36 protein-coding genes are annotated in these 23,725 nt (G+C 66.6%); 35 read left to right on the top strand and 1 reads right to left on the bottom strand.

The genetic code is table 11. The features are described 5' to 3' along the window. Window positions 1-221: 221 nt before the first annotated feature. The 35 genes from rpsL (at window position 222) to rplQ (ending at window position 22,409) form a co-directional block, all read left to right on the top strand. Window positions 222-590, top strand: coding sequence for a 30S ribosomal protein S12 (gene rpsL, locus RI211_RS13505; protein ID WP_018187369.1), 369 nt, complete (start codon window positions 222-224; stop codon window positions 588-590). Between the two features lie 5 nt (window positions 591-595). Continuing rightward, window positions 596-1,066: a 30S ribosomal protein S7 gene (rpsG, locus tag RI211_RS13500; protein WP_017201608.1), complete on the top strand. Its 471-nt coding sequence runs from the start codon at window positions 596-598 to the stop codon at window positions 1,064-1,066. A 96-nt stretch (window positions 1,067-1,162) separates the two neighbouring features. Beyond that, on the top strand, window positions 1,163-3,277 hold the full coding sequence (gene fusA / locus RI211_RS13495) for an elongation factor G (protein WP_025102411.1): 2,115 nt from the start codon (window positions 1,163-1,165) through the stop codon (window positions 3,275-3,277). A 164-nt stretch (window positions 3,278-3,441) separates the two neighbouring features. Next, a complete protein-coding gene (gene tuf, locus RI211_RS13490; protein WP_025102410.1) occupies window positions 3,442-4,635 on the top strand; it encodes an elongation factor Tu in 1,194 nt (397 codons plus the stop codon). Between the two features lie 148 nt (window positions 4,636-4,783). Next, window positions 4,784-4,996 carry a hypothetical protein gene (locus tag RI211_RS13485; protein ID WP_062632875.1) on the top strand — a complete coding sequence of 71 codons (213 nt, stop codon included), beginning with the start codon at window positions 4,784-4,786 and terminating at the stop codon, window positions 4,994-4,996. 860 nt (window positions 4,997-5,856) lie between these two features. After that, the gene (gene rpsJ, locus RI211_RS13480) at window positions 5,857-6,165 is read left to right on the top strand and encodes a 30S ribosomal protein S10 (protein WP_017201594.1); all 309 of its coding nucleotides are present in this window, start codon (window positions 5,857-5,859) and stop codon (window positions 6,163-6,165) included. 8 nt (window positions 6,166-6,173) lie between these two features. Continuing rightward, window positions 6,174-6,833 carry a 50S ribosomal protein L3 gene (gene rplC / locus RI211_RS13475; protein ID WP_025102408.1) on the top strand — a complete coding sequence of 220 codons (660 nt, stop codon included), beginning with the start codon at window positions 6,174-6,176 and terminating at the stop codon, window positions 6,831-6,833. Window positions 6,834-6,835: 2 nt separating this feature from the next. Next, complete coding sequence (rplD, locus tag RI211_RS13470) at window positions 6,836-7,498, top strand: 50S ribosomal protein L4 (protein WP_187662253.1); 663 nt, start codon at window positions 6,836-6,838, stop codon at window positions 7,496-7,498. After that, window positions 7,495-7,818, top strand: a complete 324-nt coding sequence (rplW, locus tag RI211_RS13465; protein WP_025102406.1) for a 50S ribosomal protein L23 — start codon at window positions 7,495-7,497, stop codon at window positions 7,816-7,818. Before rplD ends, rplW begins: the two co-directional genes overlap by 4 nt. Window positions 7,819-7,839: 21 nt before the next feature. Beyond that, window positions 7,840-8,679 (top strand): 50S ribosomal protein L2, encoded by an 840-nt coding sequence (rplB, locus tag RI211_RS13460; protein WP_025102405.1) that lies wholly within the window; start codon window positions 7,840-7,842, stop codon window positions 8,677-8,679. 12 nt (window positions 8,680-8,691) lie between these two features. Further along, window positions 8,692-8,973, top strand: a complete 282-nt coding sequence (gene rpsS, locus RI211_RS13455) for a 30S ribosomal protein S19 (RefSeq protein ID WP_017201589.1) — start codon at window positions 8,692-8,694, stop codon at window positions 8,971-8,973. A 25-nt stretch (window positions 8,974-8,998) separates the two neighbouring features. Further along, window positions 8,999-9,397 (top strand): 50S ribosomal protein L22, encoded by a 399-nt coding sequence (gene rplV, locus RI211_RS13450; RefSeq protein WP_060927232.1) that lies wholly within the window; start codon window positions 8,999-9,001, stop codon window positions 9,395-9,397. Next, entirely contained in the window at window positions 9,397-10,149 is a 753-nt protein-coding gene (gene rpsC / locus RI211_RS13445) for a 30S ribosomal protein S3 (RefSeq protein WP_025102403.1), read from the top strand. Before rplV ends, rpsC begins: the two co-directional genes overlap by 1 nt. Continuing rightward, complete coding sequence (rplP, locus tag RI211_RS13440; RefSeq protein ID WP_187662252.1) at window positions 10,149-10,568, top strand: 50S ribosomal protein L16; 420 nt, start codon at window positions 10,149-10,151, stop codon at window positions 10,566-10,568. Before rpsC ends, rplP begins: the two co-directional genes overlap by 1 nt. After that, a complete protein-coding gene (rpmC, locus tag RI211_RS13435; RefSeq protein WP_025102401.1) occupies window positions 10,568-10,885 on the top strand; it encodes a 50S ribosomal protein L29 in 318 nt (105 codons plus the stop codon). The genes rplP and rpmC overlap by 1 nt, the downstream gene beginning before the upstream one ends. After that, entirely contained in the window at window positions 10,885-11,217 is a 333-nt protein-coding gene (rpsQ, locus tag RI211_RS13430; protein ID WP_021201120.1) for a 30S ribosomal protein S17, read from the top strand. Before rpmC ends, rpsQ begins: the two co-directional genes overlap by 1 nt. Beyond that, window positions 11,214-11,582 (top strand): 50S ribosomal protein L14, encoded by a 369-nt coding sequence (gene rplN / locus RI211_RS13425; RefSeq protein ID WP_315637788.1) that lies wholly within the window; start codon window positions 11,214-11,216, stop codon window positions 11,580-11,582. The genes rpsQ and rplN overlap by 4 nt, the downstream gene beginning before the upstream one ends. Before the next feature lie 2 nt (window positions 11,583-11,584). Further along, a complete protein-coding gene (rplX, locus tag RI211_RS13420) occupies window positions 11,585-11,944 on the top strand; it encodes a 50S ribosomal protein L24 (RefSeq protein WP_187662251.1) in 360 nt (119 codons plus the stop codon). After that, entirely contained in the window at window positions 11,944-12,534 is a 591-nt protein-coding gene (rplE, locus tag RI211_RS13415) for a 50S ribosomal protein L5 (RefSeq protein ID WP_187662250.1), read from the top strand. The genes rplX and rplE overlap by 1 nt, the downstream gene beginning before the upstream one ends. Window positions 12,535-12,667: 133 nt before the next feature. Next, on the top strand, window positions 12,668-13,066 hold the full coding sequence (gene rpsH, locus RI211_RS13410; protein ID WP_025102396.1) for a 30S ribosomal protein S8: 399 nt from the start codon (window positions 12,668-12,670) through the stop codon (window positions 13,064-13,066). Window positions 13,067-13,072: 6 nt separating this feature from the next. Beyond that, complete coding sequence (gene rplF / locus RI211_RS13405) at window positions 13,073-13,609, top strand: 50S ribosomal protein L6 (protein ID WP_187662249.1); 537 nt, start codon at window positions 13,073-13,075, stop codon at window positions 13,607-13,609. A 2-nt stretch (window positions 13,610-13,611) separates the two neighbouring features. Beyond that, entirely contained in the window at window positions 13,612-13,971 is a 360-nt protein-coding gene (gene rplR / locus RI211_RS13400) for a 50S ribosomal protein L18 (protein ID WP_187662248.1), read from the top strand. A 20-nt stretch (window positions 13,972-13,991) separates the two neighbouring features. After that, complete coding sequence (gene rpsE / locus RI211_RS13395) at window positions 13,992-14,666, top strand: 30S ribosomal protein S5 (RefSeq protein WP_269474805.1); 675 nt, start codon at window positions 13,992-13,994, stop codon at window positions 14,664-14,666. Continuing rightward, window positions 14,666-14,851, top strand: a complete 186-nt coding sequence (gene rpmD / locus RI211_RS13390) for a 50S ribosomal protein L30 (protein WP_017201575.1) — start codon at window positions 14,666-14,668, stop codon at window positions 14,849-14,851. The genes rpsE and rpmD overlap by 1 nt, the downstream gene beginning before the upstream one ends. Beyond that, on the top strand, window positions 14,851-15,468 hold the full coding sequence (gene rplO / locus RI211_RS13385) for a 50S ribosomal protein L15 (protein WP_259954467.1): 618 nt from the start codon (window positions 14,851-14,853) through the stop codon (window positions 15,466-15,468). The genes rpmD and rplO overlap by 1 nt, the downstream gene beginning before the upstream one ends. A 153-nt stretch (window positions 15,469-15,621) precedes the next feature. Further along, a complete protein-coding gene (gene secY / locus RI211_RS13380; protein WP_187662246.1) occupies window positions 15,622-16,944 on the top strand; it encodes a preprotein translocase subunit SecY in 1,323 nt (440 codons plus the stop codon). Continuing rightward, window positions 16,941-17,585: an adenylate kinase gene (locus RI211_RS13375; RefSeq protein ID WP_315637789.1), complete on the top strand. Its 645-nt coding sequence runs from the start codon at window positions 16,941-16,943 to the stop codon at window positions 17,583-17,585. Before secY ends, RI211_RS13375 begins: the two co-directional genes overlap by 4 nt. Window position 17,586: 1 nt before the next feature. Next, window positions 17,587-18,438: a type I methionyl aminopeptidase gene (gene map, locus RI211_RS13370; RefSeq protein ID WP_187662244.1), complete on the top strand. Its 852-nt coding sequence runs from the start codon at window positions 17,587-17,589 to the stop codon at window positions 18,436-18,438. Further along, on the top strand, window positions 18,438-19,109 hold the full coding sequence (locus RI211_RS13365; protein ID WP_187662243.1) for a DsbA family protein: 672 nt from the start codon (window positions 18,438-18,440) through the stop codon (window positions 19,107-19,109). The genes map and RI211_RS13365 overlap by 1 nt, the downstream gene beginning before the upstream one ends. A 173-nt stretch (window positions 19,110-19,282) precedes the next feature. Then, a complete protein-coding gene (gene infA, locus RI211_RS13360; RefSeq protein WP_017201569.1) occupies window positions 19,283-19,504 on the top strand; it encodes a translation initiation factor IF-1 in 222 nt (73 codons plus the stop codon). Window positions 19,505-19,568: 64 nt separating this feature from the next. Next, on the top strand, window positions 19,569-19,685 hold the full coding sequence (gene rpmJ / locus RI211_RS13355; protein WP_005050492.1) for a 50S ribosomal protein L36: 117 nt from the start codon (window positions 19,569-19,571) through the stop codon (window positions 19,683-19,685). 193 nt (window positions 19,686-19,878) lie between these two features. Beyond that, window positions 19,879-20,253: a 30S ribosomal protein S13 gene (gene rpsM, locus RI211_RS13350; RefSeq protein WP_187662242.1), complete on the top strand. Its 375-nt coding sequence runs from the start codon at window positions 19,879-19,881 to the stop codon at window positions 20,251-20,253. A gap of 30 nt (window positions 20,254-20,283) precedes the next feature. After that, entirely contained in the window at window positions 20,284-20,682 is a 399-nt protein-coding gene (gene rpsK, locus RI211_RS13345) for a 30S ribosomal protein S11 (RefSeq protein ID WP_017829189.1), read from the top strand. Between the two features lie 130 nt (window positions 20,683-20,812). Beyond that, entirely contained in the window at window positions 20,813-21,802 is a 990-nt protein-coding gene (locus tag RI211_RS13340; RefSeq protein WP_025102386.1) for a DNA-directed RNA polymerase subunit alpha, read from the top strand. A gap of 34 nt (window positions 21,803-21,836) precedes the next feature. Next, entirely contained in the window at window positions 21,837-22,409 is a 573-nt protein-coding gene (gene rplQ / locus RI211_RS13335; RefSeq protein WP_187662241.1) for a 50S ribosomal protein L17, read from the top strand. A gap of 55 nt (window positions 22,410-22,464) precedes the next feature. Here rplQ and RI211_RS13330 read toward each other — a convergent pair whose 3' ends face one another. After that, on the bottom strand, window positions 22,465-23,685 hold the full coding sequence (locus RI211_RS13330; RefSeq protein WP_315637790.1) for a PAS domain-containing protein: 1,221 nt from the start codon (window positions 23,683-23,685) through the stop codon (window positions 22,465-22,467). Between the last annotated feature and the right edge of the window lie 40 nt (window positions 23,686-23,725).

Here is a 23,725-nt window from a genome sequence, read left to right as displayed (position 1 = left end):
GCGGCGCCGCGGAGCGCGACCGTCATTTGACCGTCAGGTTACGCGGCATTACACTTGATCAGGTGTGTGCACGTCCTGACGTGCGCGCTGGGCGTCGGCACCTCGCCGGTCCGCCCCCACGGCATACCCACCACACCAAAAGCTCGTCGGTTCCGGCGTGCCGGTGGGTCATGATGTGAAACCCATCACGCTGTCACCGTGCAGCACTATGAGGAGAGAACGTGCCAACCATTCAGCAGTTGGTTCGCAAGGGTCGCTCGCCCAAGGTCACGAAGACCAAGGCACCCGCGCTCAAGGCGAACCCGCAGCAGGCCGGGGTCTGCACCCGCGTCTACACCACCACCCCGAAGAAGCCGAACTCGGCGATGCGCAAGGTCGCTCGTGTGAAGCTCCGCAACGGGACCGAGGTCACCGCGTACATCCCCGGTGAGGGCCACAACCTGCAGGAGCACTCCCTGGTGCTCGTCCGCGGCGGTCGTGTGAAGGACCTCCCCGGTGTGCGTTACAAGATCGTCCGTGGTGCCCTGGACACCCAGGCCGTCAAGAACCGTAAGCAGGCTCGTTCCCGCTACGGCGCGAAGAAGGGTTGAGTTAGATGCCTCGTAAGGGTCCCGCCCCCAAGCGCCCCGTCGTCAACGACCCGGTCTACGGCGCACCGATCGTCACCTCGCTGGTGAACAAGATCCTCGTCGACGGCAAGAAGTCGCTGGCCGAGTCGATCGTCTACGGCGCCCTCCGCGGCGTCGAGGCGAAGAACGGCCAGGACGCCGTCGCCACCCTGAAGAAGGCGCTCGACAACGTGCGCCCCACGCTCGAGGTCCGCAGCCGCCGTGTCGGTGGCTCGACCTACCAGGTTCCGGTCGAGGTCAAGCCGCACCGTGCGAACACCCTCGCGCTGCGCTGGCTCGTGAGCTACGCCAAGGGTCGTCGTGAGAAGACGATGACCGAGCGTCTCCAGAACGAGATCCTGGACGCGTCGAACGGCCTGGGTGCCGCGGTCAAGCGCCGTGAGGACACCCACAAGATGGCCGAGTCGAACCGCGCGTTCGCTCACTACCGCTGGTAACCCCTTCGACGGGCTCAGGGACCCTTCCGCGTTCCTGGGCCCGTCGCACCCCCTCTTCGCAGTACACCTGCTGCTCCAATAGATAAGGACACTCCTGTGGCACAAGACGTGCTCACGGACCTGAGCAAGGTCCGCAACATCGGCATCATGGCGCACATCGATGCCGGCAAGACCACGACGACCGAGCGCATCCTGTTCTACACGGGCGTCAACCACAAGCTCGGCGAGACGCACGACGGCGCGTCGACCACCGACTGGATGGAGCAGGAGAAGGAGCGCGGCATCACGATCACGTCTGCCGCCGTGACCTGCTTCTGGAACAAGAACCAGATCAACATCATCGACACCCCCGGTCACGTGGACTTCACGGTCGAGGTGGAGCGCTCGCTCCGCGTCCTCGACGGCGCGGTCGCCGTGTTCGACGGCAAGGAGGGCGTCGAGCCCCAGTCCGAGACCGTGTGGCGTCAGGCCGACAAGTACAACGTCCCCCGCATCTGCTTCGTCAACAAGATGGACAAGCTCGGCGCGGACTTCTACTTCACGGTCGACACGATCATCAACCGCCTCGGCGCGAAGCCGCTGGTGCTGCAGCTCCCGATCGGTGCCGAGAACGACTTCGTCGGCGTCATCGACCTCGTCGAGATGCGTGCTCTGGTCTGGCCCGGCGACGCCAAGGGTGACGTGACCATGGGCGCCTCCTACGAGGTGCAGGAGATCCCGGCCGACCTCAAGGACAAGGCCGAGGACTACCGCCAGCAGCTGCTGGAGACGGTCGCCGAGACCGACGAGGAGCTTCTCGAGAAGTTCTTCGGCGGCGAGGAGCTCACCGTCGCGGAGATCAAGGGCGCCATCCGCAAGATGGTCGTCGCCAGCGAGATCTACCCGGTCCTCTGCGGCTCCGCCTTCAAGAACCGCGGTGTGCAGCCGATGCTGGACGCCGTCGTCGACTACCTCCCGTCCCCGCTGGACGTGCCCGCCATCGAGGCGCACGACCCGAAGGACGAGGAGAAGATCATCGAGCGTCACCCCGACGCGAAGGACCCGTTCGCGGCCCTGGCCTTCAAGGTCGCCGTGCACCCGTTCTTCGGTCGTCTGACGTACGTGCGCGTCTACTCGGGCGAGCTCGAGTCGGGTGCCCAGGTCATCAACTCGACCAAGGGCAAGAAGGAGCGCATCGGGAAGATCTTCCAGATGCACGCCAACAAGGAGAACCCGGTCGACAAGCTGACCGCCGGCAACATCTACGCCGTCATCGGCCTGAAGGACACCACCACCGGTGACACCCTCGCCGACATCGCGCAGCCGGTCGTCCTCGAGTCGATGACGTTCCCGGAGCCGGTGATCGAGGTCGCCATCGAGCCGAAGACCAAGGCCGACCAGGAGAAGCTGGGTCTCGCGATCCAGAAGCTCGCTGAGGAGGACCCGACCTTCCGCACGGAGCTCAACCCCGAGACCGGTCAGACGACCATCAAGGGCATGGGCGAGCTGCACCTCGACATCCTCGTGGACCGCATGAAGCGCGAGTTCCGCGTCGAGGCGAACGTCGGCAAGCCGCAGGTCGCGTACCGCGAGACGATCCGCAAGGCCGTCGAGAAGCACGACTACACGCACAAGAAGCAGACCGGTGGATCGGGCCAGTTCGCCAAGATCCAGTTCAACATCGAGCCGCTCGAGCTCGACGGCGAGAAGACGTACGAGTTCGTGAACGCGGTCACCGGTGGCCGTATCCCGCGCGAGTACATCGGCTCGATCGACGCCGGTTTCCAGGACGCCATGAACGTCGGTGTCCTCGCGGGCTACCCGATGGTGGGCGTCAAGGCGACCATCGTCGACGGTGCGGCGCACGACGTCGACTCCTCGGAGATGGCGTTCAAGATCGCGGGCTCCATGGGCTTCAAGGAGGCCGCTCGCCGTGCCAACCCCGTGCTGCTCGAGCCGCTGATGGCCGTCGAGGTCCGTACTCCGGAGGAGTACATGGGCGACGTCATCGGCGACCTGAACTCGCGTCGTGGCCAGATCCAGTCGATGGAGGACGCCGCCGGCGTCAAGGTCGTGCGCGCCGCGGTGCCGCTGTCCGAGATGTTCGGCTACATCGGCGACCTGCGCTCGAAGACCTCGGGCCGTGCCGTCTACTCCATGGAGTTCGACAGCTACGCCGAGGTCCCGCGCGCGGTGGCCGACGAGATCGTCCAGAAGGCCAAGGGCGAGTAATTCTTCTGGGAGCCCTGGGTCGCTGAGCCTGTCGACGCACCCGGGGTTCCCAGGTCACCTACAACTTCACATTCCCTCTCTACTAAACTGAGAACCTAACCCGTAGAGAACCGGTCGCAAACCAGTGCCCGGCACCTCTACAACGACGTCCTGAGGAGGACCCAGTGGCTAAGGCCAAGTTCGAGCGGACCAAGCCGCACGTCAACATCGGAACGATCGGTCACGTCGACCACGGCAAGACCACGCTCTCCGCAGCGATCTCGAAGGTGCTTGCCGACAAGTACCCGTCCGACACGAACGTGCAGCGCGACTTCGCTTCCATCGACTCGGCGCCGGAAGAGCGCCAGCGCGGTATCACGATCAACATCTCGCACATCGAGTACGAGACCCCGAAGCGCCACTACGCACACGTTGACGCCCCCGGCCACGCCGACTACGTCAAGAACATGATCACGGGTGCGGCGCAGATGGACGGCGCGATCCTCGTCGTCGCTGCCACCGACGGCCCGATGGCGCAGACGCGCGAGCACGTTCTGCTCGCCAAGCAGGTCGGCGTCCCCTACCTGCTCGTCGCGCTGAACAAGTCCGACGCGGTCGACGACGAGGAGATCCTGGAGCTCGTCGAGCTCGAGGTCCGCGAGCTGCTCTCGAGCCAGGGCTTCGACGGCGACAACGCTCCCGTCGTCCGTGTCTCCGCTCTCAAGGCCCTCGAGGGCGACGAGAAGTGGGTCGACGCGATCCTCGAGCTCATGCAGGCTGTCGACGACAGCGTTCCGGACCCGGAGCGTGACCGCGACAAGCCGTTCCTCATGCCCGTCGAGGACGTCTTCACGATCACCGGTCGTGGCACCGTCGTCACGGGTCGCGCCGAGCGTGGCACCCTGGCCATCAACTCCGAGGTCGAGATCGTGGGTCTGCGCCCGACGCAGAAGACGACCGTCACCGGTATCGAGATGTTCCACAAGCAGCTCGACGAGGCATGGGCCGGCGAGAACTGTGGTCTGCTCCTCCGCGGCACCAAGCGCGAGGACGTGGAGCGCGGTCAGGTCATCGTGAAGCCGGGTTCGGTCACGCCGCACACCAACTTCGAGGGCACGGCCTACATCCTGTCCAAGGACGAGGGTGGCCGCCACAACCCCTTCTACACGAACTACCGTCCGCAGTTCTACTTCCGCACCACGGACGTCACCGGCGTCATCTCGCTGCCCGAGGGCACCGAGATGGTCATGCCCGGCGACACCACCGACATGACGGTCGAGCTGATCCAGCCGATCGCCATGGAGGAGGGCCTCGGCTTCGCCATCCGTGAGGGTGGTCGTACGGTCGGCGCCGGTACGGTGACGAAGATCATCAAGTAAGCATCCGCTTCCTCGCAGAGGGGTCGAGCCTTCGGGCTCGGCCCCTCTGTCGTTTTCCGGATCGAGGGTTCCGTCGCTCGGCTCTGCCCTGCACAATGAGGTGGTCCGGCGGGATCGCCGGACGCACAAACCTCCGAAGGGGATTCACATGGGTATCGAGGACGCCGTCAACAAGGGCAAGGACCTGTACGAGCAGAACAAGGACAAGCTCGCCGAAGCGGTCAAGAGCGAGCAGGCCGAGGACATCAGCGACAAGGTCCTCGACGGCGTCGCCGACTTCGCGAAGAAGATCGCACCCGGCGCCGCCGACAAGATCGACGAGATCCGCGAGAGCGCTGACAAGAGCATCGGCAACGAGTAGAGCCGGACGTCTCCGCGAAGAGCGGCGGTCCCCGTGCCCGGGACCGCCGCTCTTCCGCGTCGGGAGAAGCGCGGCGCCCTCGGATGTGGCGGATTCTCCGAGAGATCGAGTAGGATCGTCTCGACCGCCTGGGGATCTTGCGGTCGGGGCGCCGAAGGGGTTCGGCTCCCGAATCACGCGGGTCATCCGCGTTCACACTGGGGAAAGCGATCTTGGGGATCATCGTGCGACGCGCGCACTCCGTGCGCCTGAGCGTCTCCCCGCCTGCGCGGCGGGTCTTCCGCCGTGCCCTCGGTCGAGGCGTCCGGCGTCCCTTCACGCCGGATTCCTCGCGTTCGGTGTGCCCCCTCGCACCGGACGCCCTCCCCAAGCGGGGCGAGGCATGGGGATGCCTCGCCCCGCGCTCCTCTGCGGGCTGAGCCCCCGCGGCGACGAGGTTCGCTGGGAGTCCGGTGAGCGCGACACGCCCGGGTTTGCAGAAGTGAAATCCGCCGTGGCAGAATAGACAGGTTCGATATTCCGTCGCCGCTGTGCGTGCGCCGGATCACTGCCAGGGCAGTGCATAGACGGCACCTCCTCCGGGAGGCTGCAGGGTTCTAGGCCGCGGGTAGCAGAACACAATCCCGACACCTTCATCATCGAGGGCACTGCCGTGCGCGGCGGGGGTCGGGCATCCGTTCACCTTCGGGTGGGCGGCTGACAGCAGAACAGTGGTGCAGCCTCTTCGACAGGCTCCCGGGCCGCGAGGTCGAGGAGTCCGAGAAGACGAGTGCCGAGGCGCGAACAGCGCCGACGTGCGTCCAATGCCCCAGGGCCACCCGGTCCAGGACGGTAAGACGCTGAAAGAGAGAGAGCAGACAATGGCGGGACAGAAGATCCGCATTCGCCTGAAGTCGTATGACCACGAGGTCATCGACACGTCCGCACGCAAGATCGTCGACACCGTGACCCGTGCGGGCGCGACCGTCGTCGGCCCCGTGCCCCTTCCGACCGAGAAGAACGTCGTGTGCGTCATCCGGTCGCCCCACAAGTACAAGGACAGCCGCGAGCACTTCGAGATGCGCACCCACAAGCGTCTGATCGACATCGTCGACCCGACGCCCAAGGCCGTCGACTCGCTGATGCGTCTCGACCTGCCGGCTGACGTCAACATCGAGATCAAGCTCTGAGGTCCGCCATGGTTGACATCAACTCCAAGGTTTCCAAGGGCATGCTCGGCACCAAGCTCGGCATGACCCAGGTCTGGAACGAGAACGGCAAGCTCGTTCCCGTCACCGTCATCGAGCTCGCGCCGAACGTGGTCACCCAGATCCGTACCCCCGAGAAGGACGGCTACAACGCCGTGCAGATCGCGTACGGCCAGATCGACCCCCGCAAGGTGAACAAGCCCCTCTCGGCTCACTTCGAGGCTGCCGGCGTCACGCCGCGTCGCCACGTGACCGAGGTCCGCACGGCCGACGCCGCCGACTACACCCTGGGCCAGGAGCTCACGGTGGACGGCACGTTCGAGGCCGGCCAGCTCGTCGACGTCGTCGGCACGAGCAAGGGCAAGGGCACCGCCGGTGTCATGAAGCGCCACAACTTCAAGGGCGTCTCGGCATCGCACGGTGCACACCGCAACCACCGCAAGCCCGGCTCCATCGGCGCATCGTCGACCCCGAGCCGCGTCTTCAAGGGCATGCGCATGGCCGGCCGTATGGGTGGCGAGCGCGTGACCGTCCTCAACCTCACGGTGCACGCCATCGACATCGAGAAGGGACTCATGCTCGTCAAGGGCGCCGTCCCCGGTGCTCGCGGCCGCATCGTCTACGTCCGCAACGCAGTGAAGGGTGCCTGACCATGGCTGACTCCACTCTCGCGCTCGACGTCCTCAAGGCAGACGGCAAGAAGGCAGGCTCCGTCGAGCTTCCCGCCGCTCTGTTCGACGTCAAGACGAACATCCCGCTCATCCACCAGGTCGTCGTCGCGCAGCTCGCGGCGGCTCGCCAGGGCACGCACTCGACCAAGCGTCGTGGTGAGGTCTCCGGTGCCGGCCGCAAGCCCTTCAAGCAGAAGGGCACGGGTAACGCCCGTCAGGGCTCGATCCGCGCGCCGCACATGACCGGCGGTGGCATCGTGCACGGCCCGAAGCCGCGCGACTACTCGCAGCGCACCCCCAAGAAGATGATCGCGGCCGCCCTGCTGGGCGCGCTCAGCGACCGCTTCCGGGGCGACCGCCTGCACGCGATCGACACGTTCGGCACCGACGGCGCGCCGTCGACCAAGGCTGCTGCGGGCTTCCTCGCCCAGGTCGCCACGTCGAAGAACGTCCTCGTGGTCATCGAGCGCGGCGACGAGCTCGCGCTCAAGAGCCTGCGCAACCTCGGCAACGTGCACCTGCTGTCGTACGACCAGCTCAACGCCTACGACGTGCTCGTCTCCGACGACATCGTCTTCACCCAGGCCGCGCTCGAGGGCTTCATCGCCTCCAAGTCCGGCGCCAACCAGGAGGTCTCCGCATGAGCGAGCAGGCATCTGTTCTCCAGACGGCCCTGAACAAGGACCCGCGCGACATCATCCTGAAGCCGGTCGTGTCCGAGAAGAGCTACGGCCTGATCGACGAGGGCAAGTACACCTTCCTCGTCGACCCGCGCGCTTCGAAGACCGAGATCAAGCTCGCCATCGAGAAGATCTTCGGCGTCAAGGTCGCGTCCGTCAACACGATCAACCGCGTCGGCAAGGCCCGTCGCACCCGCTTCGGCACCGGTAAGCGTAAGGACACCAAGCGCGCCATCGTGAGCCTGAAGTCGGGCACCATCGACATCTTCACGGCAATCGGCTGATCCGGGGGATAAAGGACAATCATGGCTATTCGCAAGTACAAGCCCACGACCCCGGGCCGTCGCGGCTCGTCGGTGGCTGACTTCGCCGAGATCACTCGATCGACGCCGGAGAAGTCGCTGCTGCGCCCGATCTCGAAGACCGGTGGTCGCAACAACCAGGGCCGCATCACGACCCGTCACATCGGTGGTGGCCACAAGCGCCAGTACCGCGTCATCGACTTCCGTCGCAATGACAAGGACGGCGTGAACGCCAAGGTCGCGCACATCGAGTACGACCCCAACCGCACCGCGCGCATCGCGCTGCTGCACTACTTCGACGGCGAGAAGCGCTACATCCTCGCGCCGGCGAAGCTGAAGCAGGGCGACATCGTCGAGTCGGGCCCCGCGGCGGACATCAAGCCGGGAAACAACCTCCCGCTGAAGAACATCCCGACGGGTACCGTCATCCACGCCATCGAGCTCCGCCCCGGCGGCGGCGCGAAGATGGCGCGCTCGGCCGGTGCATCGGTCCGCCTCGTCGCCAAGGACGGCCCCTACGCCCAGCTGCGTCTGCCCTCCGGTGAGATCCGTAACGTCGATGCGCGCTGCCGCGCGACCATCGGCGAGGTCGGCAACGCCGAGCAGTCGAACATCAACTGGGGCAAGGCCGGCCGCATGCGCTGGAAGGGCGTCCGCCCGACCGTCCGCGGTGTCGCGATGAACCCGGTCGACCACCCGCACGGTGGTGGTGAGGGCAAGACGTCCGGTGGACGTCACCCCGTCTCCCCGTGGGGTCAGGCCGAGGGCCGCACCCGCCACGCCAACAAGGAAAGCGACAAGTACATCGTGCGTCGTCGCAACGCCGGCAAGAAGCGCAAGTAGGAGTAAGAGAAGATGCCTCGCAGTCTCAAGAAGGGCCCCTTCGTCGACGAGCACCTGCTTCGCAAGGTGGTCGTGCAGAACGAAGCCGGCACGAAGAACGTCATCAAGACCTGGTCCCGCCGGTCCATGATCATCCCGGCCATGCTGGGTCACACGATCGCGGTCCACGACGGTCGCAAGCACATCCCCGTGTTTGTCTCCGAGACCATGGTCGGTCACAAGCTGGGCGAGTTCGCGCCCACCCGCACCTTCCGCGGCCACGAGAAGGACGACAAGAAGGGCCGCCGCCGCTGACGCGGTGGCGATAGAGGAGAGAGAAATGGTGGAGTCCATCGCACGCGTGCGACACATCCGCGTGACCCCTCAGAAGGCTCGTCGTGTCGTCGCGCTCATCAAGGGCAAGCAGGCCCAGGAGGCTCTGGCGATCCTGAAGTTCGCTCAGCAGTCCGCCAGTGAGCCGATCTACAAGCTTGTCGCGTCGGCCATGGCCAACGCGCAGGTCAAGGCGGATCGTGACGGCGAGTACCTCGACGAGCAGGACCTGTACGTGGCTAACGCCTACGTCGACGAGGGCACGACGCTCAAGCGTTTCCAGCCCCGTGCACAGGGTCGCGCTTTCCAGATCAAGAAGCGCACGAGCCACATCACGGTCGTGCTCTCGACGCCGGAGGCGGCTCCTGCCGCGGCCGGCGACAGCAACAAGAAGGCGAGCAAGTAATGGGACAGAAGGTCAACCCGTACGGCTTCCGCCTCGGCATCACCACGGACCACGTGTCGCGCTGGTTCTCCGACTCGACGAAGCCGGGTCAGCGTTACGCCGACTACGTGGCCGAGGACATCAAGATCCGTCGCCTGCTGCAGACGCAGCTCGACCGTGCCGGCGTCTCGAACATCGAGATCGAGCGCACCCGTGACCGCGTCCGCGTCGACATCCACACCGCCCGTCCGGGCATCGTGATCGGTCGTCGTGGTGCAGAGGCCGAGCGCATCCGCGGCGACCTCGAGAAGCTCACGGGCAAGCAGATCCAGCTGAACATCCTCGAGGTCAAGAACCCCGAGGCCGACGCTCAGCTGGTCGCCCAGGGCATCGCCGAGCAGCTCTCGGCTCGTGTGGCGTTCCGCCGCGCGATGCGCAAGGGTCTGCAGGGCGCGCAGCGCGCCGGCGCCAAGGGCATCCGCATCCAGGTCTCGGGCCGTCTCGGCGGCGCCGAGATGAGCCGGTCGGAGTTCTACCGCGAGGGTCGTGTGCCGCTGCACACGCTGCGCGCGAACATCGACTACGGCTTCTACGAGGCCAAGACCACCTTCGGCCGCATCGGCGTGAAGGTGTGGATCTACAAGGGCGACCTCACCGCCAAGGAGCTCGCGCGCGAGCAGGCCAACGCGCCGAAGTCGCGCCGTGACGACCGTGGTGACCGCCGCCGTGCCCCGCGCAACGAGGCACCTGTTGCAGAAGGAGCGTCGGCATAATGCTCATCCCCCGTAAGGTCAAGTACCGCAAGCAGCACCACCCGGGGCGCTCGGGTCAGGCCACCGGCGGCACGAAGGTCTCCTTCGGCGAGTACGGTATCCAGGCCCTCACCCCCGCGTACGTGACGAACCGTCAGATCGAGTCCGCTCGTATCGCGATGACCCGTCACATCAAGCGTGGCGGCAAGGTGTGGATCAACATCTACCCGGACCGTCCGCTCACGAAGAAGCCGGCCGAGACCCGCATGGGTTCCGGTAAGGGTTCCCCCGAGTGGTGGGTCGCCAACGTCAAGCCGGGCCGCGTCCTCTTCGAGGTCGCGGGTGTCGACGAGCAGCTCGCTCGCGAGGCACTGACCCGTGCAATCCACAAGCTGCCGCTCAAGGCACGCATCATCAAGCGCGAGGAGGGCGACGCGTAATGGCGATCGGCACCAAGGAGCTCGCTCCGGCAGAGCTCGACACGTTCGAAGACCAGCGCCTCGTTGAGGAGCTGCGCAAGGCCAAGGAGGAGCTGTTCAACCTCCGTTTCCAGTCGGCCACCGGCCAGCTGGAGAGCCACGGCCGCATCCGCGCCGTCAAGCGCGACATCGCGCGCCTCTACACGGTGATCCGCGAGCGCGAGCTGGGCATCCGTGCGACGCCCGCTCCGGTCGAGGCTCCCGCGAAGAAGGCGACCAAGTCGAAGGCGAAGAAGGCGGACGCCGCCGAGGACGCCCCGAAGGAAGAGGCTGAGTGATGGCCACCAAGAAGGAAGCGACTGTGGAGACGCAGGCCGCAGGACACGAGTCGTCTGAGCACGACGTCCGCGACTCCGCTGCCCGCGGCTACCGCAAGGCCCGCCGTGGCTATGTCGTCAGCGACAAGATGGACAAGACGATCGTCGTCGAGGTCGAGGACCGCGTGAAGCACCCGCTTTACGGCAAGGTCATCCGCCGGACGTCGAAGGTCAAGGCGCACGATGAGGCGAACTCCGCCGGCATCGGCGACCTGGTCCTGATCAACGAGACCCGCCCGCTGAGCGCCACCAAGCGCTGGCGTCTGGTGGAGATTCTGGAGAAGGCCAAGTGATTCAGCAGGAGTCCCGCCTCAAGGTCGCCGACAACACCGGCGCCAAGGAGCTGCTCACGATCCGCGTCCTCGGTGGCTCGCGCCGCCGCTACGCCGGTCTGGGCGACACCATCGTCGCGACCGTCAAGGACGCGATCCCCGGTGGCAACGTCAAGAAGGGCGACGTCGTCAAGGCGGTCATCGTCCGCACCAAGAAGGAGTCCCGTCGTCCCGACGGCTCCTACATCAAGTTCGACGAGAACGCCGCCGTCATCCTGAAGAACGACGGGGAGCCCCGCGGCACCCGTATCTTCGGGCCGGTCGGCCGTGAGCTTCGCGACAAGAAGTTCATGAAGATCGTCTCGCTGGCACCGGAGGTCATCTGATCATGGCGAAGATCAAGAAGGGCGACCTGGTTCAGGTCATCTCGGGCGCCAAGCCCGAGCGTGGTGGCGACCGCGGCAAGCAGGGCAAGGTCCTCGACGTCCTCGTCGGGCAGAACCGTGTCGTCGTCGAAGGCGTCAACTACGTCACCAAGCACACGCGCGTCGGTCAGACGCAGCGTGGCACCAAGACGGGTGGCCTCGAGACCGTCGAGGCGCCCATCCACATCTCGAACGTCGCACTCGTCGACCCCTCGACCAAGAAGCCGACCAAGGTCGGCCACCGGGTCGAGGAGCAGACCAAGGACGGCGTGAAGCGCACCGTCCGCGTGCGCTTCGCGAAGAAGAGCGGTAAGGACCTCTGATGGCAACGACCGACGCTGCGGTGGCTGGCAAGATCCAGCCCCGCCTGAAGGCGAAGTACAACGCCGAGATCAAGAAGGCTCTGCAGGACGAGTTCGGCTACGAGAACGTCATGCAGATCCCCGGCCTGGTCAAGGTCGTCGTGAACACCGGTGTCGGCGAGGCTGCTCGCGACAGCAAGGTGATCGATGGGGCGGTCGACGACCTCACCAAGATCACCGGCCAGAAGCCGATCGTCACCAAGGCCCGCAAGTCCATCGCGCAGTTCAAGCTGCGTGAGGGCCAGGCCATCGGCGCGCACGTCACCCTCCGTGGCGACCGTGCGTGGGAGTTCGTGGACCGCCTGGTGTCGCTCGCGCTGCCCCGCATCCGCGACTTCCGCGGTCTGTCGGGCAAGCAGTTCGACGGCAACGGCAACTACACCTTCGGTCTCCAGGAGCAGAGCGTGTTCCACGAGATCGATCAGGACAAGATCGACCGCGTCCGTGGTTTCGACATCACTGTCGTGACCTCGGCGAAGACGGACGACGAGGGACGCGCGCTGCTGCGTCACCTCGGCTTCCCGTTCCGCGCGGACGACGCCCAGGCGTGACCCTTCGACGGGCTCAGTGGTCTCCGTGTCACTGAGCCCGTCGATGTGCACGTACAATTGAAGATTGCGTGCTCATCGCAGGCCGTCTGTCGTGTAACGGCAGCCGGAACCTCATGATCGAAAGTAGACAACAATGACAATGACAGACCCGGTCGCAGACATGCTGACCCGTCTGCGCAACGCGAACTCGGCGCACCACGACACCGTGACGCTGCCGTCGAGCAAGCTCAAGACGCACATCGCAGAGATCCTCCAGCAGGAGGGCTACATCGCCGGTTGGGAGACCTCCGACGCTCGCGTGGGCAAGAACCTCACGCTGACGCTGAAGTACGGTCCGAACCGCGAGCGTTCGATCGCGGGCATCAAGCGCGTGTCGAAGCCCGGCCTGCGCGTGTACGCGAAGTCGACCGAGATCCCCACGGTCCTCGGCGGCCTCGGCGTGGCCATCCTGTCCACCTCCTCCGGTCTCCTCACGGACCGCCAGGCTGAGCAGAAGGGCGTGGGCGGAGAAGTTCTCGCCTACGTGTGGTAATCCGAAATGTCGCGTATTGGACGACTTCCCATCGACGTTCCCGCGGGCGTGACCGTTTCGGTCGACGGCCGCGAGGTCGCGGTGAAGGGCCCCAAGGGTGAGCTCACCCTGACGGTGGCCAGCCCCATCGAGGTGTCGGTCGAGGAGAACCAGGTTCTCGTCACCCGCCCCGACGACGAGCGCGAGTCCCGGTCTCTCCACGGCCTGACCCGCACGCTCATCAACAACAACATCATCGGCGTGACCCAGGGCTACACCAAGGGTCTCGAGGTCGTCGGCACCGGTTACCGCGTGCAGCAGAAGGGGAACTCGGTCGAGTTCGCCCTCGGCTTCTCGCACCCGGTCCTGATCGACCCGCCCGCCGGCATCACGCTCACGGTCGAGGGCACGAACAAGCTCACCGTCAGCGGGATCGACAAGCAGGCCGTCGGTGAGGCGGCTGCGAACATCCGCAAGATCCGCAAGCCCGAACCGTACAAGGGCAAGGGTGTGCGCTACGCCGGCGAGAACGTGCGTCGCAAGGCCGGAAAGAGTGGTAAGTAACCATGGCTCTCAAGTCAAAGTCTGACGCCCGCGCGCGTCGTCACGCCCGTCTTCGCAAGAAGATCGTGGGCACCGAGGTGCGTCCGCGCCTCGTCGTCAACCGTTCGGCGCGTCACGTCTTCGTGCAGCTCGTCGACGACAGTAAGGGCCACACGGTCGCCTCGGCCTCGACGCTCGAGACCGACCTGCGTTCGCTGGATGGCGACAAGACCGCCAAGGCTCGCAAGGTCGGCGAGCTCCTCGCCGAGCGCGCGAAGGCCGCAGGCGTTTCCGAGGCAGTGTTCGACCGTGGCGGCAACCGCTACGCGGGTCGTGTCGCCGCCATCGCCGACGGCGCCCGTGAAGGGGGTCTGGCACTGTGAGTGACAACAAGGAGAACGAAGTGACCGAAGCGGCTGCTGCCACTTCCGAGACGGCCGCCGGCACCACGCAGGCTGAGCCCTCTCGCGACCAGCGGGACGGCCGCCGCGGCGGACGTGACCGTAACCAGGGCGGCCGCGACCGCAACTCGCGCGACCGCGGCGACAACCAGTTCCTGGAGCGCGTCGTCACCATCAACCGCGTCTCGAAGGTCGTGAAGGGTGGTCGTCGCTTCAGCTTCACCGCTCTCGTGGTCGTCGGTGACGGCAACGGTCTGGTGGGCGTCGGCTACGGCAAGGCCCGTGAGGTCCCCCTGGCGATCTCGAAGGGTGTCGAAGAGGCCAAGCGCAACTTCTTCCGCGTCCCGCGCGTCGGCAGCACCATCCCGCACCCCGTGCAGGGTGAGTCGGCCGCCGGTGTGGTGCTCCTGCGCCCCGCCGCTGCCGGTACCGGTGTCATCGCCGGTGGTCCGGTCCGCGCCGTGCTCGAGTGCGCCGGCATCCACGACGTGCTGTCCAAGTCGCTCGGCTCGTCGAACACGATCAACATCGTGCACGCGACGGTCACCGCCCTGAAGGAGCTCGAGGAGCCCCGCGCCGTCGCCGCACGCCGTGGTCTCGAGTTCGACCAGGTCGCCCCGGCCCGGCTCGTCCGCGCCGAGGCCGAGGCCATCGCCGCACAGAAGGTAGGTGCCTGATGGCCGCGCGACTCAAGGTCACGCAGATCAAGTCCAAGGTGAGCGAGAAGCAGAACCAGCGCGACACGCTGCGCAGCCTCGGTCTCAAGCGGATCGGTGACACCACCGTCCGCCCCGACGACGCGCAGACGCGCGGCTACGTCAAGACCGTCGCCCACCTCGTCAAGGTTGAGGAGATCGACTAATGGCTGAGAAGAACGAGGCCGTCGAGGCCGAGAAGGCCACCAAGAAGGCGGCGGCTCCCAAGGCCGACGCTGCCAAGAAGCCCGCCGCGAAGAAGGCACCGGCCAAGACCAGTGCCGCCGATGCGAAGGCTGACGGCTCCGCGAAGGCTGCGCCGAAGAAGGACGCCCCGGCGTCCCGCCCCGGTGTGCTGAAGGTCCACCACCTGCGTCCCGTCCCCGGGTCCAACACCGCGAAGACCCGTGTCGGTCGCGGTGAGGGCTCGAAGGGCAAGACGGCCGGTCGCGGCACGAAGGGCACCAAGGCCCGCAACACCGTGCGCGTCGGCTTCGAGGGTGGCCAGATGCCGCTGCACATGCGCACGCCGAAGCTGCGCGGCTTCAAGAACCCGTTCCGCGTCGAGTACCAGGTCGTGAACCTGGAGAAGCTCGCCGAGCTCTACCCCCAGGGTGGCGACGTCACCGTCAGCGACCTGGTCGCCAAGGGTGCGGTTCGCAAGAACGAGAAGGTCAAGGTTCTCGGCAACGGCGACATCGCCGTGAAGCTCACCGTCGCGGTCGACAAGGTCTCGGGTTCTGCCGAGCAGAAGATCGTGGCTGCGGGCGGATCCGTCAAGTAACCACTGCGGAAGAGGGGTCGGAGATTCTCCGGCCCCTCTTCTGGTTCGGCGGGGGAGAAGCCGACCGCACGCATTCCCCCGGCCTCGGAGTGGGTTACCCTGGTGTTTCAGCCGCCCCTCGGGGGTTCGGCCACCTTTTCAGGAGGAACGTTCTTGTTTAGCGCCATCGCGCGGATCTTCCGCACGCCCGACCTGCGTCGGAAGATCGGTTTCACTCTCGCGATCATCGCGATCTACCGCCTCGGCTCGAACGTCCCCGCGCCGTTCGTCAACTTCCCGAACGTCGAGCAGTGTCTCGCGGCCAACGCCGGCACCGAGGGTCTGCTCGGACTCGTCAACCTCTTCTCCGGCGGCGCACTGCTGCAGCTGTCGATCTTCGCGCTCGGCGTCATGCCGTACATCACCGCGACGATCATCACCCAGCTCCTGCGCGTCGTCATCCCGCACTTCGAGGCGCTGCACAAGGAAGGCCAGGCCGGGCAGGCCAAGCTGACCCAGTACACGCGGTACCTCACGATCGCCCTCGCGCTCCTGCAGTCCACGACGCTCGTCACCGTGGCTCGCACCGGCCAGCTCTTCGGTACGACCGACATCGGCGCGTGCACCCAGCTCCTCACGAACGACGTCTGGTGGGCGCAGGTGCTCATCATCATGGCGATGACGGCCGGTACCGGTCTGATCATGTGGTTCGCCGAGCTCGTCACCGAGCGCGGCATCGGCAACGGCATGTCGCTGCTGATCTTCACCTCGATCGCCGCGACGTTCCCCGGCGCGATGTCGATCATCTGGCAGACCCGGGGCTTCGAGGTCTTCCTCCTCGTGCTGCTCGTCGGCATCATCGTGATGGGACTCGTGGTGTTCGTCGAGCAGTCGCAGCGGCGCATCCCCGTGCAGTACGCGAAGCGCATGGTGGGCCGTCGCACCTACGGCGGCACGAACACGTACATCCCGATCAAGGTGAACATGGCCGGTGTGATCCCCGTCATCTTCGCCTCGTCGCTGCTGTACATCCCCGCGCTCATCGCCCAGTTCAACACCCCGCAGGACGGCTCCACCCCGCCCGCGTGGGTCAGCTGGGTCAGCGCGAACTTCACCACCGGCAACAGCCCGATCTACATGGCGGCGTACTTCCTGCTGATCATCGGGTTCACCTACTTCTACGTCGCGATCACGTTCAATCCGGTCGAGGTCGCCGACAACATGAAGAAGTACGGCGGCTTCATCCCCGGGATCCGGGCCGGCCGTCCGACCGCGGAGTACCTGGACTACGTGCTCACCCGCATCACGCTCCCCGGTTCCCTCTACCTGGGCCTGATCGCCCTGATCCCGCTCATCGCGCTTGCGACGGTCGGCGCCAACCAGAACTTCCCGTTCGGCGGCGCGTCGATCCTCATCATCGTCGGCGTGGGTCTCGAGACGGTCAAGCAGATCGACGCCCAGCTGCAGCAGCGACACTACGAAGGACTTCTCCGATGACAGTGCCCCACCTGGTCCCTGAGCCCGTCGAAGGGCGCCGACCCACTGCCCGTTTGCTCATCGTCGGCCCCCAGGGTTCCGGCAAGGGCACCCAGGGTGTGCGCATCGCCGAGTCCTACGGCATCCCCGTCGTCTCGACCGGCGACATCTTCCGCGCGAACATCAAGGAGGGGACGCCGCTCGGCCAGCAGGTCACCGCGATCCTCGACAAGGGCGACCTGGTGCCCGACGAGCTGACCAGCGAGATCGTGCGCGACCGGCTGAGCCAGGAGGACGCGGAGAACGGCTTCCTCCTCGACGGCTACCCCCGCAACACCGCGCAGGTGGCGCACCTCGATGCGTTCCTCGAAGGACGCGGCGAGGCGCTGGACGCGGTGATCCTCCTCGACGTCCCGCGGGAGGAGAGCATCGCCCGCCTCGCCCTTCGCGCTGCGGAGCAGGGGCGTTCCGACGACACCGACGAGGCCATCGCGCACCGACTCGACATCTACGAGAAGGAGACGGCGCCGATCATCGAGGTCTACAGCAGCCGGGGCATCGTCGACCGCATCGACGGTGTGGGCTCGCTCGAGGAGATCACGGAGCGCATCGCCGCCGCTCTGGCCGCTCGCGGGCTGCGTTCCCCCGCCTCCGCCGCCTGAGATGTTCCGCCGCTCGATCTACAAGACCCCGGCTCAGCTACGAGCCATGGTCGAACCCGGACTCATCACCGCCGAGGCCCTGGACGCCGTCCGCGCCCTCATCAAGCCGGGGGTGAAGACGATCGAGCTCGACGCCGCCGCGAACCGCGCCATCCTGCAGCGGGGTGCGGAGTCGAACTTCCAGCTCGTCAAGGGCTATCACCACACGATCTGCGTCTCGGTCAACGAGCAGGTCGTGCACGGCATCCCGGGGGAGCGGGTCCTCCAGCCCGGCGACATCGTCTCGGTCGACTGCGGAGCCCAGTTCGAGGGCTGGAACGGGGACAGCGCGATCACCGTCGTCGTCCCGGATCCCGAACACCCTGAGCTCGTGGCCCGCCGTGAGGAGCTCTCGCGTGTGACGGAGGGGTCGATGTGGGCGGGGATCGCCGCGATGGCCTCGGCGTCCTCGATCGACGAGATCGGCGCCGCGATCCAGGACTACATCGAGGCGCAGGGGCCGTCCGCCGTGAGCGGCGAGCCCTACGGCATCCTCCGCGAGTACGTCGGTCACGGCATCGGTCGGAAGATGCACGAGGCCCCCAGCGTCTTCAACTACCGGACACCGGACCGCGGCGCGGACGTGAAGCCCGGACTCGTGCTCGCCATCGAGCCGATGGTCACCGCCGGGGGTGAGGCGACGTTCGTGGAGGACGACGACTGGACGGTCACCACGGTCGACGGCACCGACGGCTCACATTGGGAACATAGCGTCGCCCTGCATGATGGGGGCATCTGGGTGCTCACCGCGCCCGATGGTGGAAGAGCCGGACTCGCCCCGTTCGGGGTCGAGCCTCGAGAGATCGGAAAGTAATGGCAGCGGCGAAGAGCAACACCAACTGGTTCGCGATCGGCGTCTCCATCGCCGTCGTCGTGGTCCTGGTGGCCCTCGGCGGACTCGTGGTGTTCCTCAACAACCAGGCGACGTCTCCCGGCGCCACCCCGTCCGCCAGCGACAACTTCGACGCCGAGGCCGGCTCCGTCTCCATGGGCGACGGCGACACGACCGTGTCGGTCTTCCTCGACTTCCAGTGCCCGGTCTGCAAGTCCTTCGAGGACCAGTTCGGTGCGGCGCTCGAGGCGAAGGCCCAGAGCGGGGAGATCACGCTCGAGCAGCACCCCATCGCGATCCTCGACCGCTTCTCTCAGGGCACCGAGTTCTCCTCCCGTTCGGCCGGCGCGGCGTTCTGCGTCGCCGAGTCGGACTCCGACCTGTACTTCGACTACGCCAAGGTCCTGTTCGAGAACCAGCCGGCGGAGAACACCCCCGGCCTGACGAACGAACAGCTCGCCGAGTTCGCCACCCAGGTCGGCGCCGGCGACGACGTCGTGTCCTGCATCACGGACGAGACGTACCGCAAGTTCGGCGCCGCACAGGCGAAGAGCAACGACATCCAGGGCACGCCGACCGTCGAGATCGACGGAGAGCGCCTCGACCTGCAGAACCAGGAAGACATGAAGCGGTTCACCGACCTGCTCGGCTGACACCCGCCCATCCGCTCGACGCCCCGTCCGGCCAAGTTGCCGGATGGGGCGTCGTCGGATAACATAGATCTTTGGTGCCTTGTGCCATGCGTTCGGCGTGTCCGATCCGGCCCGGTACCGCACACCACCCACCCACCGCAGATCGACCGATCTGCAGAAGCGTCAGCGAGGCTATGGCTAAGAAAGACGGTGTCATCGAGATCGAGGGCGTGATCTCCGAGGCTCTCCCCAACGCGATGTTCCGCGTTGAGCTCAGCAACGGACACAAGGTCCTGGCAACGATCTCCGGAAAGATGCGGCAGAACTACATCCGCATCATCCCCGAGGACCGTGTGGTCGTGGAGCTCAGCCCCTACGACCTGACCCGCGGCCGCATCGTCTATCGCTACCGCTGATCGGTCGAGAAGTAACACCCCAGGCTTCGCGCCTGCCCGGTGAAGACAGCGAACAGGAAACATCATGAAGGTCAACCCCAGCGTCAAGCCGATCTGCGACCACTGCAAGGTGATCCGCCGCCACGGCCGCGTCATGGTGATCTGCAAGAGCAACCCGCGTCACAAGCAGCGCCAGGGCTGAGCGCCCCCGCTGCGTGAGCGCCGCTCTCGCAATCTCATAACTCAATACGAAACGGCAGGATCAGACGCTTCGATCCTTCGACAGGCTCAGGAACCCAGGTTCCCGCCTGTCGGACGACGCGGAGCTGACACCTCGGGGCGGAGGCCCGGGCACCGATCCTGCTCCACACCTCCACAACACCCAGGAGAACCGCATGGCACGTCTTGCCGGCGTTGACATCCCGCGCGACAAGCGCGTGGTGATCGCCCTTACCTACATCTACGGCGTCGGCCGTACCCGCTCCGTCGAGATCCTCAAGGCGACCGACATCGACGAGAGCATCCGCGTGAAGGACCTCAGCGACGACCAGCTCGTCGCCCTCCGCGACTACATCGAAGGCAACTACAAGGTGGAGGGTGACCTGCGCCGCGAGGTCGCCGCAGACATCCGCCGCAAGGTCGAGATCGGCTCCTACGAGGGCATCCGCCACCGTCGTGGTCTCCCGGTCCGCGGTCAGCGCACCAAGACCAACGCCCGTACCCGCAAGGGCCCGAAGCGCACCGTCGCCGGCAAGAAGAAGGCCCGCTAAGCAGCGGCCAGGGACTAGGAGAACACTTTCATGGCTGCACCCAAGGCCGCCGCGCGCAAGCCGCGCCGCAAGGAAAAGAAGAACATCGCGCTGGGCCAGGCCCACATCAAGTCGACGTTCAACAACACCATCGTTTCGATCACCGACCCGTCCGGCGCCGTCATCGCCTGGGCCTCGTCGGGTGGCGTGGGCTTCAAGGGCTCCCGCAAGTCGACCCCGTACGCCGCCGGCATGGCAGCGGAGTCCGCTGCCCGCCAGGCTGCGGAGCACGGCGTGAAGAAGGTCGACGTCCTCGTGAAGGGTCCGGGCTCCGGCCGCGAGACCGCGATCCGCTCGCTGCAGGCCGCCGGCCTCGAGGTGGGTTCGATCCAGGACGTCACCCCGCAGGCGCACAACGGCTGCCGTCCGCCGAAGCGCCGCCGCGTCTGATGCGTGTGCCGAGCCGCTCGTCCTTCGGGTCGAGCGGCTCGGCGCCCCGCGTGGGGCATCGACTTCCACAACTCAAGACCTCACCCCACCACATGTCATATAGCGGGCATGTGATCGAAAGGAACACAGAGTGCTTATTGCACAGCGTCCCACACTGACCGAGGAAAAGATCGTCGAGAACCGGAGCCGGTTCATCATCGAGCCTCTGGAGCCCGGCTTCGGCTACACGATCGGCAACGCGCTGCGCCGCAGCCTGCTGTCGTCGATCCCCGGTGCCGCTGTCACCAGCGTCCGCATCGACGGTGTGCTGCACGAGTTCAGCACGATCCCCGGCGTGAAGGAGGATGTCACCGAGATCATCCTCAACATCAAGCAGCTGGTCGTCTCCAGCGAGCGCGACGAGCCCATCACCGCGTACCTCCGCAAGACCGGTGCCGGTGAAGTGACCGCCGCCGACATCTCGGCTCCGGCCGGTGTCGAGGTGCACAACCCCGAGCTCGTCATCGCGACGCTCAACGACACCGCCAAGTTCGAGCTCGAGCTCACCATCGAGCGCGGCCGTGGCTACGTCTCCGCGACGCAGAACCGCAACGAGTACGCCGAGGCCGGTCAGATCCCGATCGACTCGATCTACTCGCCCGTGCTCAAGGTCAGCTACCGCGTCGACGCCACCCGTGCCGGTGAGCGCACCGACTTCGACAAGCTCATCCTCGACGTCGAGACCAAGTCGGCGATCAGCCCGCGCGACGCCGTGGCCTCGGCTGCCAAGACGCTCACCGAGCTGTTCGGTCTCGCCCGCGAGCTGAACGTCGAGGCCGAGGGCATCGAGATCGGCCCGGCGCCGGTGGAGGCTGTGAACTCCAGCGAGCTGTCGATGCCGATCGAGGACCTCGACCTGTCGGTCCGCTCGTACAACTGCCTGAAGCGTGAGGGCATCAACACCGTTTCTGAGCTCGTCGCCCTGTCGGAGACGCAGCTCATGAACATCCGCAATTTCGGCCAGAAGTCGGTCGACGAGGTGCGCGACAAGCTCATCTCGCTCGGTCTGTCGCTCAAGGATTCGGTGCCCGGTTTCGACGGCGCCCACTTCTACGGCGGCAGCGAAGACGAGTCCTTCTGATACCCGACCCTTTCTGACCAGGAGTTAGACGATTATGCCCAAGCCCACCAAGGGTCCCCGCCTCGGAGGCGGCCCCGCCCACGAGCGCCTGCTGCTTGCCAACCTCGCCGCTGCGCTGTACACCCACAAGTCGATCAAGACGACCGAGACGAAGGCCAAGCGCCTGCGTCCGCTCGCCGAGCGCCTCATCACCTTCGCCAAGCGGGGCGACCTGCACGCCCGCCGTCGCGTGCTGTCGGTCATCGGTGACAAGGAAGTCGTGCACGTCCTGTTCAACGAGATCGCTCCGCTCGTCGCGGACCGCGAGGGTGGCTACACGCGCATCACCAAGGTCGGCAACCGCAAGGGCGACAACGCTCCCATGGCCGTGATCGAGCTCGTCCTCGAGCCCGTCACCCCGAAGGCGAAGTCGACCAAGAAGGCCGCCGCGGCTCCGAAGGACGAGAAGCCCGCCGCCGAGGAGGCTCCCGCCGAGGAGACCGTCGAGGCTCCCGCGGACGAGACCCCCGCCGACGACACGGCTGCCGAGGCCGGCGCCGAGTCGCAGGCCGAGGGCGAGGCCGCCGAGGCCGCCGCCGAGGACGCTGTCGAGAAGAAGTCCGAGTAAGGACCTCTCTCCCCACGAAGCCCGCCGCCCCTTCCGGGGTGGCGGGCTTCGTCGTTCATCGAGGGGCGGTGATCCGGTAGCGTGCCCCTGGCCGTCCCTTCGTGGAGTAGTCCAGCGAGCGCACCGCCTGTCCGGTCGCCGCGAGGTGCTCCAGGTAGCGGCGGGCACTGACGCGGGAGATGGCCAGGTCGTCGCCGATCTCGGTCGCCGAGGCGTCGGGCCGGGCCGCGAGGGCAGCAGAGACCCGCTCCAGCGTCTCCGCGCTCAGTCCCTTCGGGAGGCCGTAGCGCTCCCGGAAGGCGATGATGGCGTCGGCCGCCTCGACCCGGCGAACGACGTCGTGCAGCTCGGTGTGGTCGCGGAGCAGGAGTGTCGCCCCCACATCGGCGGAGCCGTTCCCGGACGCCGTGCTCCGGGCGACGAGCACATGCGAGCCGACGATCACGGGGCGTCCCGCGGCCTCGCCCTCGCGGAGCACCGTGGCGAGCTCGGTGCCGAGGACCTCGTCCGCGGGAGCGCCGTCGAGGTCGGCGGCATCGCGACCGAGGAATCGTGCGGCCGCGTCGTTGACCAGGGTGATCCGCCCGGCCCCGTCCACCGTCACGACGCCTTCGCTCAGCCCGTGCAGGGTCGTCTCCTGGTTCTTGACGAGCGCCGCGATCTGGTGCGGCTCGAGACGGTAGATGCGGCGACGGATGAACGACGTCACCCACGCGGCGCCGAAGACCCCGAGCACCGCCGCAGCGAGCATGGCGGAGATGAGTCCCACGAGGTTGCTGGTGAACTCCTCGTTCAGCTCCGACTCCAGGATGCCGACCGAGGCCGTGCCGATCACCGCGCCGTCCTCGTCGCGGATGGGCACCTTCACCCGCCACGACGTCCCGAGCGTGCCGGTCTGCGTGCCCACGAAGACCTCCCCGCCCAGCGGGATCGACGGGTCGGTGGACACCCGCTCCCCGATGCGGTCGGTGTTCGGATGCGAGTATCGGATGCCCTCGTCGTTGGCGACCACCACGTAGGCGAGGTCGGAGGCCTCGCGGATGACCTCGGCGACCGGCTGGATGGCGGCGGCCGGATCCTCGTCGTCGAACGCATCGAGGACGACGGGGAGTGCGGCGACGGACTGGGCGACCGCCTGCATGCGGTCCTTGTAGGCCTCGCGGAGCGCGTTCTCCTGGAACGCTCCGGCGGCGATGCCGGTGCCGAGGGTCACCAGGAACACGATCAGCGCCTGCAGCGCGAGCAGCTGCACGCGGAGCGTCATCTTCGAGGCCACGGGTCCATTCTCCCGGCTGGGTTCCCGGGCCGCGAGCCGC

The organism is Microbacterium meiriae, assembly GCF_032364335.1.
Taxonomy (GTDB): Bacteria; Actinomycetota; Actinomycetes; order Actinomycetales; family Microbacteriaceae; genus Microbacterium; species Microbacterium meiriae.
This window is presented reverse-complemented; position numbering and strand designations above follow the sequence as displayed.

Excerpts from the sequence above, each read along its gene's own strand:
- rpsG (WP_017201608.1), top strand. The coding sequence starts at position 596 with ATGCCTCGTAAGGGTCCCGCCCCCAAGCGCCCCGTCGTCAACGACCCG.
- RI211_RS13485 (WP_062632875.1), top strand. The coding sequence starts at position 4,784 with ATGGGTATCGAGGACGCCGTCAACAAGGGCAAGGACCTGTACGAGCAG.
- rpsJ (WP_017201594.1), top strand. The coding sequence starts at position 5,857 with ATGGCGGGACAGAAGATCCGCATTCGCCTGAAGTCGTATGACCACGAG.
- rplC (WP_025102408.1), top strand. The coding sequence starts at position 6,174 with ATGGTTGACATCAACTCCAAGGTTTCCAAGGGCATGCTCGGCACCAAG.
- rplD (WP_187662253.1), top strand. The coding sequence starts at position 6,836 with ATGGCTGACTCCACTCTCGCGCTCGACGTCCTCAAGGCAGACGGCAAG.
- rplW (WP_025102406.1), top strand. The coding sequence starts at position 7,495 with ATGAGCGAGCAGGCATCTGTTCTCCAGACGGCCCTGAACAAGGACCCG.
- rplB (WP_025102405.1), top strand. The coding sequence starts at position 7,840 with ATGGCTATTCGCAAGTACAAGCCCACGACCCCGGGCCGTCGCGGCTCG.
- rpsS (WP_017201589.1), top strand. The coding sequence starts at position 8,692 with ATGCCTCGCAGTCTCAAGAAGGGCCCCTTCGTCGACGAGCACCTGCTT.
- rplV (WP_060927232.1), top strand. The coding sequence starts at position 8,999 with ATGGTGGAGTCCATCGCACGCGTGCGACACATCCGCGTGACCCCTCAG.
- rpsC (WP_025102403.1), top strand. The coding sequence starts at position 9,397 with ATGGGACAGAAGGTCAACCCGTACGGCTTCCGCCTCGGCATCACCACG.
- rplP (WP_187662252.1), top strand. The coding sequence starts at position 10,149 with ATGCTCATCCCCCGTAAGGTCAAGTACCGCAAGCAGCACCACCCGGGG.
- rpmC (WP_025102401.1), top strand. The coding sequence starts at position 10,568 with ATGGCGATCGGCACCAAGGAGCTCGCTCCGGCAGAGCTCGACACGTTC.
- rpsQ (WP_021201120.1), top strand. The coding sequence starts at position 10,885 with ATGGCCACCAAGAAGGAAGCGACTGTGGAGACGCAGGCCGCAGGACAC.
- rplX (WP_187662251.1), top strand. The coding sequence starts at position 11,585 with ATGGCGAAGATCAAGAAGGGCGACCTGGTTCAGGTCATCTCGGGCGCC.
- rplE (WP_187662250.1), top strand. The coding sequence starts at position 11,944 with ATGGCAACGACCGACGCTGCGGTGGCTGGCAAGATCCAGCCCCGCCTG.
- rpsH (WP_025102396.1), top strand. The coding sequence starts at position 12,668 with ATGACAATGACAGACCCGGTCGCAGACATGCTGACCCGTCTGCGCAAC.
- rplF (WP_187662249.1), top strand. The coding sequence starts at position 13,073 with ATGTCGCGTATTGGACGACTTCCCATCGACGTTCCCGCGGGCGTGACC.
- rplR (WP_187662248.1), top strand. The coding sequence starts at position 13,612 with ATGGCTCTCAAGTCAAAGTCTGACGCCCGCGCGCGTCGTCACGCCCGT.
- rpmD (WP_017201575.1), top strand. The coding sequence starts at position 14,666 with ATGGCCGCGCGACTCAAGGTCACGCAGATCAAGTCCAAGGTGAGCGAG.
- rplO (WP_259954467.1), top strand. The coding sequence starts at position 14,851 with ATGGCTGAGAAGAACGAGGCCGTCGAGGCCGAGAAGGCCACCAAGAAG.
- RI211_RS13375 (WP_315637789.1), top strand. The coding sequence starts at position 16,941 with ATGACAGTGCCCCACCTGGTCCCTGAGCCCGTCGAAGGGCGCCGACCC.
- map (WP_187662244.1), top strand. The coding sequence starts at position 17,587 with ATGTTCCGCCGCTCGATCTACAAGACCCCGGCTCAGCTACGAGCCATG.
- RI211_RS13365 (WP_187662243.1), top strand. The coding sequence starts at position 18,438 with ATGGCAGCGGCGAAGAGCAACACCAACTGGTTCGCGATCGGCGTCTCC.
- infA (WP_017201569.1), top strand. The coding sequence starts at position 19,283 with ATGGCTAAGAAAGACGGTGTCATCGAGATCGAGGGCGTGATCTCCGAG.
- rpmJ (WP_005050492.1), top strand. The coding sequence starts at position 19,569 with ATGAAGGTCAACCCCAGCGTCAAGCCGATCTGCGACCACTGCAAGGTG.
- rpsM (WP_187662242.1), top strand. The coding sequence starts at position 19,879 with ATGGCACGTCTTGCCGGCGTTGACATCCCGCGCGACAAGCGCGTGGTG.
- rpsK (WP_017829189.1), top strand. The coding sequence starts at position 20,284 with ATGGCTGCACCCAAGGCCGCCGCGCGCAAGCCGCGCCGCAAGGAAAAG.
- rplQ (WP_187662241.1), top strand. The coding sequence starts at position 21,837 with ATGCCCAAGCCCACCAAGGGTCCCCGCCTCGGAGGCGGCCCCGCCCAC.